Source organism: Roseivirga pacifica, assembly GCF_900111145.1.
GTDB classification, from domain to species: Bacteria; Bacteroidota; Bacteroidia; order Cytophagales; family Cyclobacteriaceae; genus Roseivirga; species Roseivirga pacifica.
Genome location: NZ_FOIR01000001.1, coordinates 147,535 through 158,975, shown reverse-complemented (window position 1 = coordinate 158,975; position 11,441 = coordinate 147,535). Strand labels below are relative to the sequence as shown.

Below are 11,441 nucleotides of genomic sequence, written 5' to 3'. Positions count from 1 at the left end.
TAAGGATACAATTATCACTCAATGGATTTTATCTCATCTAGTAGTTCAGATACTTTTCTACCAAGTACTGGATCTGTAGAAAGCCGTAAAGCATTATTCAATGCAATCTTTGCTGCGCCAATGTCCTTTTTCTTTAGATGGGCGAGCGCCAAATACCACTGCTTTTCCATGGCAAACTTGTTATCAACTGCCTCATCTTTTAAGGTAATTATACCCTTTTCTATTTCATCCATTGCTAGGTAACTTACCCCTATGTAAAAAGTAAGTTCACTTTTTAGGGTATCGCTTTTTAGTACTTCAAAGTCAGTAATGGCTTTTTTGTATTGCTTATTATCATATGCTAGAAAAGCCAAGCTCAGGAGACTTTCATCATTTTCGCCCCTACGGTTTGGCGCAATAATATTGGTGTAGGCTGTAAAATTTTCCGTAAACAGTGTTGGCCCACTAGGGCTCGAACCCGTCCTAAAGAAAAGCCAGCTAGCCGTAGCTAATAGAAGCACAGCTGCTGCCACACTAAGCCACTTGCTAATGGAAATGGTTGGTGAAGTTGCAGTGTTGCTCAACTTAGCTTCTTCTTCGGCTAAAAGCATTCTTAAATTATCCTCCACTTTTTTATCTACCACGGCAAGCAAATCTTGCTGCTGTGCTAGTGCTTCGGCAAAGACAGTGTCTTGCAATAAACGCGCTTCAACTTCAGCCGTTTCCGAAGCACCCAAGCTTCCGTTCAGATAATCCTCTATAAGTTGATAGTCTCTCTCGTTCACTGTTTTTTGTCCTTTGTGTTGAGCACCTCTCTTAAGTATTGCATGCAGCGTTTTTTTTGTGTTCTGGCTACAGCTTCGCTTTTATATTCCAGCTGTTCCTGAATAGCCTCCATTGAAAATTCACGATAATAAAACATCAGAATTATCTGCTTGCAAGGTGGCCCCAATGCATCTAGAGCATTCGACAATAGTTGTTTCCTGTGGCTCTCTTCGTATGCTTTTTCCAACTCCCAATCTTTAAAAGTCTCTGCAGGCAGTTCATCTATGTCGAGCTGTACTTTTTCGTCTCTTATTGTTTTTAGCAGCAAATTCTTACCAATGGCAAAGAGGTATGTTTTTACTGAAATATTTAATTCTGTCAGCTTCCCTTTTGCCACGTTTCGGTAGAAAATAATCACCGATTCTTGAAAGACATCGACAATTTTGTCCTGATCTACCCTAAAGCGAACAGCAGCCCAGCTCAAAAACTCAGGGCGAAGCTGTCTGTAAATAGCAGATATGACTGACTGATCTCCTTTGCAGATTCGTTCAATCACCTCATTCCCATCTGACAGGTTCGCTGAAGAACCTCCGCGTGTTTCAGCCATAAATTGCTACTTCTTAATATCCTTTATTGGTAAAATGTGAACACTGATGTTACAATTTAATCTATCACCGTTAATTGTGGGTGAAAGACCTTAAAACTTTTCGAGGGAGGTTTACTGCGGTTTAACCTTAGGAGCTCAGCTCATAGCTGTAAGGATAGGGTTCTTAGCCCGAAACACCCATAGTTGCGTGGCGGGGTTCTTCGGCTAAGCGCGGATCATGTACATACTGCAGCTTGCGCATGGAAATCATTTCGAGGCTTAGGAAATCGAATTCCTCCACAATTTTACCACGCAATTCATAAATACCTTTCCCCATAAAGGGATAGCGCGCAGCTACGGGCGGAAAGTGTGTAGTGTCAATAAAGCGCCCTTCACGATCGAGCCAAGTGCCAAATTGCATGCGCTTACCTTTAGCCGTATTGGTGTTTTTTATATGCACCAAATAGCCCACCATACACACCTCGTTGTTTTTATACTGAGCCATTTCCCGTGCCTTTACTTCTTGTTCAGGTTGTTCCTTCAGTAAATCAAAAGGGTTGCAAAGCGGAAAGCCCAGCAAGTCAATCTGGTCGAAGGCATCTTCCAGCCTATCGTAGCTTAGTTTGGGTATGCGGAAGCGCTTTACTTCAGGGTCGAAGAGTAGGCGTTCTGGCTTAGATTTTTTGCTATTGCCTAGCCTGAAATGCGCCTCCCAAAGCAGCTCCTTCTTGCCCAAGCCTGTAAAACGAAAGGCATCAATGCGTATCAACAGACTCAATTGATCGAGCGAAATAGGTACGCGCTTCATAAAATTATCGAAGCTTACAAACATGCCGTTTTCGTTTCTTTCATTAAGAATAGTATTGGCCGTATGTTGCTCCAGCTCTCCAATAAAACCCATGCCCATAAAAATGGTTCGGCCGTAAATTGTGCATAGGTACTCGCTATAATTTACACATGGCGCTTGTACATCGGCACCATGCATAAATGCTTCGTGTGCATATAGCTCCACTCTATAAAAACCTCCGCCATTATTAATGGTAGCCACCATGTATTCCAGCGGGTAATAGGCCTTTAAGTACAAACTCTGATAGCTTTCTACAGCATAACTGGCCGAGTGACCTTTGGCAAATGCATAACCCGCAAAGCTTTCTATTTGTCGCCAAATATCGAGTGAAAGGGCTAGCGTATGCCCCAAGTTTTTACAGTTTTGAAAAAACTTGTCCTTCACTTTTTGAAATTCCTCGCGCGACCGGTATTTGCCCGACATACCCCTGCGCAATACATCAGCCTCGGCTAAGGTGAGGCCTGCAAAGTAGTGGGCTACTTTAATTACATCTTCTTGATAAACCATTACGCCATAGGTTTCAGGCATAATTTCGCGCAGCTTTGGATGGGCTTCGTTTCGCTTTTCGGGCTGGCGAAAACGGAGAATGTACTGGCGCATCATGCCCGACTGCGCCACTCCCGGCCGAATGACCGAACTAGCGGCTACCAAGCCCAAATACTCGTCAACGCGCAGCTTTTTGAGCAGCATACGCATGGCGGGCGATTCCACATAAAAACAGCCAATGGCCTCGCCTTCCTTCAACATACTTTTTATGCATTCATCGCGCTTAAACTTTGGAATATCGTGAATGTCGATTGGTGGATGGTTGGGGTGGTTTTTCTGCACCACTTCTAGGCAATCTTTTATTTTACCCAAACCCCGCTGACTTAGAATGTCGAACTTATACAAGCCAATATCTTCGGCCACAACCATATCGAAATGGGTGGTTGGAAAGTTTTTGGGCGGAAGATCAGTAGCCGTGTAGTAGTGGATTGGCTTTTCGGAAATCAGTATCCCGCCTGCATGTATGCTCAGGTGGCTCGGGAAACCTTCTATGTATTGCCCGTAGCGAAGTACCAATTTTTGGGTGTCGTCTAGATCCTCATACTTAGTCGATTGAATATGATCGATTTCGTGGGGAGGCAGTCCAAGCACTTTGCCCAGCTCGCGAATTACCGCTCTAAACTGAAAGGTGCTGTAAGTAGCTAGTAGCGCAACATTGCCTTGTTTGCCCATGCCTGTGCTAAACTCTTCGAAGATAAAACGAGTAATATCTTCCCTGTCCTTCCACGAAAAATCAATATCGAAATCGGGTGGATTTTGGCGGTAAAGATTGATGAATCGCTCAAAGTAAAGATCGAGTTCAATCGGATCTACATCGGTGATGCGCAGCAGGTAGGCTACCACACTATTGGCGCCACTGCCACGCCCTACATAAAAGTAGCCTTGGCTACGGGCGTAGGCACAAATTTTCCAGTTAATAAGAAAATACGACATAAAGCCCTGTTGCTTAATTACGTCAAGCTCTGTTTTAATTCGCGCCCTAATTTTATCGGAAGGTTTAGGGTAGCGATAGGGTAGCCCCTTTTCGCAAAGCGATTCAAGTAATTGGTAGTCTTGCTCGGGCGAGTCGCAATAATTTTTTAGGTTTTTATTGAGGTGCTCGCCTTCAAAATCGAAATGGATGTGGCACTGGTTCAATAAATTTTCTGCTTGTTCGAGCATGTATGGATACGCTGAATAAACATCTTTCAATTCATCAACCGGATAAATGAAGTCTCCCGGATCAGCTTCTTCGTTTTTGGACAGTTTGCTGAGTAGTGTGTTCTTGTCGATAGCGCGCAGTAAGCGGTGCGCATTAAAGTCGCGTTTTAACACCACCCGCTCGTTCGTGTTGTCATCAACTTTGCTGCGAAATGTAGCTGTTGGCAAGGCTACCAATTTACGCTTGTCCATTTGATAAGGCGGATAAATAAGCTTGATCAGGTTTTGGGGTTTTACTCCAATGTATTCGGTTTCTTTTAATTCAAAACCAGTGTATTTAGCAAAGGGATAAATCACAAAAGCATGGTTGAAATCGGGTGCCCGTGCGGGGATCTTTGTTTTGGTATGTAGAAAATTGGAGAGGTAGTCGTTCAGCTCTTTAAAGCCTTCATTATTCTGAGCAATAGCCACAAAAAGTTGGTCAGCGCCATTTCTAAAGTCAATTCCCAAAACGGGCTTTATGCCATATTTAGGAGCCATTCGCACAAAGTTGATACTGGCCGCGGTGCTATTTATATCGGTTAGGGCAAAGGTACTTGCTCCTACTTGCTGCATTAATCCAAGCAAATCGGCAGTTCTTAGAGTACCATACTTAAAGCTGTAATATGAGTGGGAGTTGAGATACATTATGACCTTTATGCTGTGAATAAACCATTTTCCTTCTGCTTCAATGGCAGTTCACGAATTAGTTGCCATGAAGACCATGGATATTCTCTTCGAAGCACAGTGACATAACTCAACTCAAAACTTTCTTCAAACGGTTTATGATTGTATTCTGCCAAAGCATTTTGAAACTGTTTATTCGAAAGCTTTCTACCTATGGTGATATGAGGTGTGAAGTTGCTTCGAAGAAATCCTCTAGGAATTAGCAATAGATGCAATTGCAAGATTATTTTTCGGTATAACTCCTTTAATGAAACCTGATTACTGATTGAAATATAAAAGGTGTTATTCTCGGGGAAGAAGTTATAACCACTTAAGTCTACCCGAAAGACGGGTTGTTTCAGTAACAAATCAGACAAGGGGCTTAAAATTTCCGGCTCCCTTTCCTTTGGCTGAGGAAAATTGAACATTGAGATATGAGGTTTAGATACCAGGCTTAAATATTCCCCATTGACTCTCCCAAAATCTCGTTTAACCTTAACTATTTCGTGGTCTATAAAACTGGGTAAATTGATTAGTATGAAGTAATCATACACTTTCGAAAGCTTGTAAGGTATTCTCATAGCGATATTGTTAATGTCACTTACCTCCTCCTATTTGGTAGCAAGGGTGGTGGTTCTCCATTAAAAGGGTTGAACCTGTTAATGGTTTTGGCCTCCATACCAAAAGCGCGCAGTACACTACGGTCGCCATGCTTGTCGCGGATTTTGTCCATGGCATGGTATAGGTTGATGATTTCCTCATTATCATCGAAGAGGTTGATTTGCAAACCGCCCTCCACTAGGTGGCTAAACCGCACCCCAATCAGCCGTACCAATAGCCGTTTGTTATACAGTTTGTCGAAAAGCTCCATTGTTTTCGGAATCAATACATGGTCTGCCGAAGTGTAAGGAATCCGAGATTGTAAGGTATAAGTGTTGAAGTCGGAATAGCGCACTTTCACTGTTACACAAGCTGTAAGTTTAAGTCCGCGCCTAAGCTGAAAAGCCAGGTTTTCGGCCATGGCCAACAAAATCCCCCTTAGTTTGTGCACATCAATTGTGTCTCGGTCAAAGGTTCTTTCTGTAGAAATAGACTTGCGCTCGCTGTAGGGAATTACCGGAGAATTATCTAGCCCATTGGCCTTTTTCCAAATGCTTACACCATTTTTTCCCAGCACCTTCTCCATCAATTCCACGGGCATTTCCTGAATGGTTTGAATGCGCTTTACCCCAAGGCTATAGAGTGTTTGCTGTGTTTTGGGGCCAACCATTGGGATTTTGCTTACCGAAAGCGGTGCCAAAAATGGTTTTTCGCAGCCATAGTCTACCCTAATTTCATTGTCGGGCTTGGCCTCTCCTGTAGCCACTTTCGACACGGTTTTGTTTTTTGAAAGCCCAAAGGAAATTGGTAGTCCTGTTTGGTTCCTGATTTTCATTCTAAGCTCTTTAGCCATCTGATAGCTGCTAAAAAACTTGTCCATTCCTGTTAAATCGGCATAAAACTCATCAATAGAGGTTTTTTCGTAAAGCGGAACAGCCTCCTTAATAATTTCGGTAACCATTTCGGAGTGCTTTGTGTAGTTACCAGCATTTCCTCTAATCTGTATTGCATCGGGGCAAAGCTCTTTGGCGCGCTTCATAGGCATAGCAGAGTGCACACCGTAGGTTCTGGCCTCATAGCTACACGAAGCCACAACACCACGGTCAGACACCCCGCCAATAAGCACGGGTTTACCCACTAAGCGACTGTCGTACAGCCGCTCAACCGACACAAAAAATGTATCGAGATCGAGATGCAATATTGTATTCTCCACTGTTTAGGTTGTTACAGATTAGAATACAAATCTAATTATTTTAGTTTACTAATTTATTTAGTTTTATGGTAAAAAAATTAGAAACAAACGACAGAGTGATTAAAGTCTCATCTGAGGCGAGGCTTAATAGCGTATGGAATACATTGTTAAGCTTTTGTAAATGTTTTGCTTAAGACTTTTTGCATTTCATTCAACTCGTTAAAAAAGTTAGCTTTGCTTTCAGAATTAAAAGAGAGGAAATGCAATACTACAATTCAATCATTGAGACTATTGGTAACACACCATTAGTAAAGCTAAACTCAGTTAATAAAGGTATAAAAGGTACCATTCTGGTTAAGGTAGAATATTTTAACCCAGGTAATTCTATGAAGGACCGAATGGCGCTAAAAATGATTGAAGATGCCGAAGCTGCAGGTGTTCTTAAGCCTGGTGGAACCATTATAGAAGGTACTTCTGGAAATACCGGAATGGGCTTGGCGCTTGGTGCTATTGCAAAGGGTTATAAGTGTATTTTTACTTTGGCCGACAAGCAGTCACAAGAGAAAATTGATATTCTGAAGGCAGTTGGAGCCGAGGTAATTGTTTGCCCTACCAATGTGGAGCCAGAAGATCCAAGATCTTATTATTCGGTAGCTAAAAAGTTGAATCAGGATATTGCTAATTCTTTCTACCCGAACCAATACGACAACCTTTCCAATACAAAGGCGCACTATGAAACTACAGGGCCAGAAATATGGAAAGACACTGAAGGTAAAATCACCCATTATGCGGCTGGCGTTGGTACTGGTGGTTCTATGTGTGGAACAGCCAAATATCTTAAGGAACAAAACCCTGCGGTTATTTCAGTAGGAATTGATACTTATGGTTCGGTTTTTAAAAAGTATAAGGAGACTGGCATTTTCGATGAAAAAGAGATTTATCCATACTTAACTGAAGGGATTGGAGAGGACATTCTTCCTAAGAATGTTGACTTTAGTCTGATTGATAATTTTGTAAAGGTTACTGATAAGGACGGTGCGATTATGACCAGAAGACTTGCCCGAGAAGAAGGTTTGTTCTGCGGTTGGTCGTGTGGTTCTGCTGTTGCCGGAGCCTTGGAATATGCCAAAGAAAACCTTTCAGAAGATGATGTGATGGTGATAATTTTACCTGACCATGGCACGCGCTATTTAGGTAAAATTTATAATGATGACTGGATGAAAGCCCGCGGTTTTGTAGAGAACAGAAGCTTTGATACGGCATCGGATATTCTGAAATATCAAAACGGAAATGGTAAGCTTACTACCATTGATAAGTCGGCTAAAGTTGCCGAGGCAATCAAGCTGCTAACGAGTAATAGTATTTCTCAGCTGCCAGTAACGTCAGGAAAGGAGTTTGTGGGTAGCTTGACAGATACTAAACTGTTGGCTGGCCTAATTGACGATCCTGAATTAAAAGATAAAACGGTAGAAGAAGTAATGGATGCGCCATTCCAGTTTGTATCGGCCGATAATACGTTGGACGTGCTTTCCTCGGTAATCACTAAAGACAACCCTGCCGTAATGGTGCGCGATGAAGCTGACGAGGTGCACATTATCACGCGTCATGATCTGCTAAGTGCTATTACAAGTAACTAGGTAGTCAGTCATATTATAATATTGAAACCCTCCATCTGGAGGGTTTTTTTGTGTCTCCTCGCAAATTGATGCCAAATATATTTGAGTTGAAATATGATTATGTCGATATTTATTTGTGTCTGATTGGTGGTGAAGTTGGATGATCTGTTCTACAGAGAATTTGAAATCCTTGATTGTACATAAAAAATGCGCTATGCTATTTTCCAACTTCACCTCATTTAAGCCAATTAATTTTTTACTGCTCTTTGCCTCCTTGTTATTTGTCGGATGTGTTCAAAGTAGCAATACCGATAGTAGTACCTCGAAATTGCCATATGACGATCCTGAGTTTAAGGGCAAGATTGGGGAGACGTACGCAACTTCCGAGATGGATTGGCCAGAAATGCCATCGCCTCCTGAAGGAGCTCCCAATGTAATTGTAATTCTTTTGGATGATGTCGGTTTTGGGATGACCAGTACATTTGGTGGTTCAATTCCAACTCCTAACCTTGATTCACTTGCTCAAGAAGGGTTGAGGTATAATCGTTTTCATACGACAGCCGTTTGTGGTCCTACGCGTGCGGCTATTTTAACGGGTAGAAACCACCACCAGTCGGGTAATGGGTTTTTGGCGGAGTGGGCTACTGGGTACCCGAGTTACAACACGATGATTCCGAGAAGTACGGCTACTATTGGCAAGCTTATGAAGTACAATGGAATTAATACCGCTTGGTTTGGAAAGAATCATAATACGCCCGATTGGGAAACTAGTGCCGCAGGGCCGTTTGATCGTTGGCCAACCGCTATGGGTTTCGATTATTTCTATGGCTTTAATACCGGTGAAACGCATCAGTTTTATCCTGTACTATTCGAAAATACGGTGCCTGTGGAGCCGGAAAAAACGCCAGAAGAAGGGTATCACTTTCAGACTGATATGACCGATAAAGCCATTAATTGGATGAAACTACAAAAGTCCATTTCTCCTGATAAACCCGTGTTCATGTATTATGCGCCTGGGGCTATGCATGCGCCTCATCATGTCACGAAGGAATGGAGAGAGAAATTTAAAGGCAAGTTCGATCATGGCTGGGATAAGGAGCGAGAGATTACTTTTGCCCGCCAAAAAGAGATGGGTATAATTCCTGCGAATGCTCAACTCTCGCCACGTAACGAGAATGTTCCTCTTTGGGAGAGTCTAGATGATGACCAGAAGGAGTTTTATACGCTGCTTTATGAGAATTTTGCTGGTTACTTTGCTTTTACTGACCATGAGGTTGGCAGGCTGCTACGCGCTATTGGTGATTTACCAGATGCTGAAAATACCCTCGTAATGTATATAGTTGGAGATAATGGAGCGAGTAGTGAAGGTGGCTTAGATGGAACGGTGAATGAAATAAAGGCCCTTAATGGAATTCAGAGTACGATAGAAGAGAATTTAGAACGAGCCGATGATATCGGTGGGCCAGATACCGAGCCGCACTTTCCGATTGGTTGGGCTTTTGCTGGAAACACGCCATTTCCATGGGTAAAACAGGTGGCCTCTCACTTTGGTGGATCGAGAAACCCAATGGTTGTTACTTGGCCTAAGGTGATTAAGGATAAAGGAGGCATGCGATCTCAGTTTTTGCACGCAATTGATGTGGTGCCAACTATTCTTGAGGCTACGGGTCTCCAAATGCCGGCATATGTTGATGGTGTAAAACAAAAGCCTATTGCGGGCAAATCGTTCTATTCGACTTTTACCGATGCCGATGCTCAAGAAATTAGAACAACTCAGTATTTTGAAGTGCTTAGCAATCGTGCCATATATCATGATGGTTGGGTGGCAGCTCATCAGCATACCTTGCCATGGCGGCAAGATGTGGCTCCCGGTTATGAAAATGAGGTTTGGGAGTTGTATAATATTGAAGAGGATTTTTCTGAAGCCATAGACCTGGCTGATAAATACCCTGAAAAGCTAGAAGAACTGAAGGCAATCTTTGATCAAGAGGCTAGAAAGTATGAGGTTTATCCATTAGACGACCGTGGCGCTGAACGCTTGTCTGTTCCTAAGCCCTCACCGCTTGGAGACCGGAAAGAGTTTACTTTTTATGAGGGAGCCACAAGAATTCCTGAAACTGCAGCACCAAATACTAAGAACAAGTCGTGGACGATGGAGGCGCTTTTGGAAACGGACGCCAACCATAAGGATGGCGTGATAAATGCGCTTGGCGGTTTAGGTGCTGGTTATGTGCTTTATGTCCAGAATGGATATCCAACTTTCCTTTACAACTTCTTCGAGTCTGATGTAACTACCATTAAATCATCGAAAAAGCTTCCTGATGGAATGGCATCCGTAAAGATTGATTTTACATATGATGGTGGTGGTGTTGGAAAAGGAGGGCTTTTCACGCTGTACCTAAACAACGAGAAGGTAGGCGAGGCTCAGGTGGCCCAAACAGTGGCTGGTCGCTATGGTATAGATACTTTTGGGATTGGAGAAGACAGTGGTTCGCCAGTAACCAAAAACTACACTGCACCTTACAAGTTTGCTGGAAGAATTAATGAGGTAAGTATAAAGTTGAATGATTGACTCTGAGTCAACTAGGGATAAATGAGAAAGCTCTCCATTGGAGGGTTTTTTTATTAGTGTCTAATATGTGCAATTATTGACTTGATTTGAACCATTACCTGCTTGAAACATGTCCGTTTAACTAGTCAGAAGGCACTACTAAAGAAGGTTAAAAGAATAACACGGATAGTGCCAAAGTAATGTTCAACTTAAAAGTAATGAGCGATGAAAAAGACAGCAAAACGATTAGGACTAGCCATGTTGATGTTAATGATCGGTTTGACCGGTTTTGCACAAGTAAAAAGTGACTATAGCAAAGAGGCTGACTTCTCAAAAATAAGAACATACTCGTTTGCCGGATGGCAGCAAGAAAGTGGGGATGTAATCAATGAAATTGATCAGAAAAGAATACAGAATGCAATTGCTGCTGAACTGGAAAAATGGGGCTTGGGGTATAAGGAAGACAATGCTGATGCTGTAGTTACATTGTTCGCGGTTGTAGATACCAAGACGAGCAGGTCTTCTTACACCAACTTTAATGGTGGTTATGGTTACAGAGGCCGTTGGGGCTGGGGAGCAATGCCTTTAACTGCAACTACCCAGTATACTGAATATGACTATAGAGTAGGTACCCTAGTTATTGATATGTACGATAATAACGAGAAGGAGTTGATCTGGCAAGGAGTTATCTCCAGCACTGTAAAAGAAAATCCGAAAAACCGCGAAAAGCGGATACAGAGAAGAGTTGCTAAGTTGTTTAAGCAAATTCCAATAGAAGTGGTTAAGTAGTTGTTTTGGTTGAGTTGATTAAGGAGGGTTTTGCCCTCCTTTTTCTTTATGCGCTGTTCAGCAGAAGGTGGCTCTTGAAAAAAAATAAGGCACTATTTTTTTAATAAGTCCTGAAGAGTGATTCA

8 protein-coding genes are annotated in these 11,441 nt (G+C 42.5%); 3 read left to right on the top strand and 5 right to left on the bottom strand.

Annotated elements, in window-relative coordinates; translation table 11 throughout:
• Nucleotides 1-14: 14 nt before the first annotated feature.
• The 5 genes from BMW98_RS00730 to dinB all read right to left on the bottom strand — a co-directional run bounded on the left by BMW98_RS00730 (nt 15) and on the right by dinB (nt 6,381).
• Nucleotides 15-764 carry a hypothetical protein gene (locus tag BMW98_RS00730; RefSeq protein WP_090256475.1) on the bottom strand — a complete coding sequence of 250 codons (750 nt, stop codon included), beginning with the start codon at nt 762-764 and terminating at the stop codon, nt 15-17.
• Complete coding sequence (locus tag BMW98_RS00725; RefSeq protein WP_090256474.1) at nt 761-1,351, bottom strand: RNA polymerase sigma factor; 591 nt, start codon at nt 1,349-1,351, stop codon at nt 761-763. Before BMW98_RS00725 ends, BMW98_RS00730 begins: the two co-directional genes overlap by 4 nt.
• A 163-nt stretch (nt 1,352-1,514) precedes the next feature.
• Nucleotides 1,515-4,550, bottom strand: coding sequence for a DNA polymerase III subunit alpha (locus tag BMW98_RS00720; protein ID WP_090256472.1), 3,036 nt, complete (start codon nt 4,548-4,550; stop codon nt 1,515-1,517).
• A gap of 8 nt (nt 4,551-4,558) precedes the next feature.
• Nucleotides 4,559-5,149 (bottom strand): 2'-5' RNA ligase family protein, encoded by a 591-nt coding sequence (locus BMW98_RS00715; protein WP_090256471.1) that lies wholly within the window; start codon nt 5,147-5,149, stop codon nt 4,559-4,561.
• Between the two features lie 20 nt (nt 5,150-5,169).
• Nucleotides 5,170-6,381 (bottom strand): DNA polymerase IV, encoded by a 1,212-nt coding sequence (gene dinB / locus BMW98_RS00710; protein ID WP_090256470.1) that lies wholly within the window; start codon nt 6,379-6,381, stop codon nt 5,170-5,172.
• A 239-nt stretch (nt 6,382-6,620) separates the two neighbouring features.
• Between dinB and BMW98_RS00705 the strand changes: the two genes are divergently transcribed.
• From BMW98_RS00705 to BMW98_RS00695, 3 genes are all read left to right on the top strand, one after another.
• A complete protein-coding gene (locus tag BMW98_RS00705) occupies nt 6,621-7,997 on the top strand; it encodes a cystathionine beta-synthase (RefSeq protein WP_090258167.1) in 1,377 nt (458 codons plus the stop codon).
• 193 nt (nt 7,998-8,190) lie between these two features.
• Nucleotides 8,191-10,548, top strand: a complete 2,358-nt coding sequence (locus tag BMW98_RS00700) for an arylsulfatase (protein WP_090256468.1) — start codon at nt 8,191-8,193, stop codon at nt 10,546-10,548.
• A gap of 204 nt (nt 10,549-10,752) precedes the next feature.
• Complete coding sequence (locus BMW98_RS00695; RefSeq protein WP_090256467.1) at nt 10,753-11,316, top strand: DUF4136 domain-containing protein; 564 nt, start codon at nt 10,753-10,755, stop codon at nt 11,314-11,316.
• Nucleotides 11,317-11,441: the final 125 nt, after the last annotated feature.

Bases quoted from the DNA above. Each gene is read 5' to 3' on its own strand.
- BMW98_RS00725 (WP_090256474.1), bottom strand. From the start codon at position 1,351: ATGGCTGAAACACGCGGAGGTTCTTCAGCGAACCTGTCAGATGGGAAT.
- BMW98_RS00720 (WP_090256472.1), bottom strand. From the start codon at position 4,550: ATGTATCTCAACTCCCACTCATATTACAGCTTTAAGTATGGTACTCTA.
- BMW98_RS00715 (WP_090256471.1), bottom strand. From the start codon at position 5,149: ATGAGAATACCTTACAAGCTTTCGAAAGTGTATGATTACTTCATACTA.
- BMW98_RS00705 (WP_090258167.1), top strand. From the start codon at position 6,621: ATGCAATACTACAATTCAATCATTGAGACTATTGGTAACACACCATTA.
- BMW98_RS00700 (WP_090256468.1), top strand. From the start codon at position 8,191: ATGCTATTTTCCAACTTCACCTCATTTAAGCCAATTAATTTTTTACTG.
- BMW98_RS00695 (WP_090256467.1), top strand. From the start codon at position 10,753: ATGAAAAAGACAGCAAAACGATTAGGACTAGCCATGTTGATGTTAATG.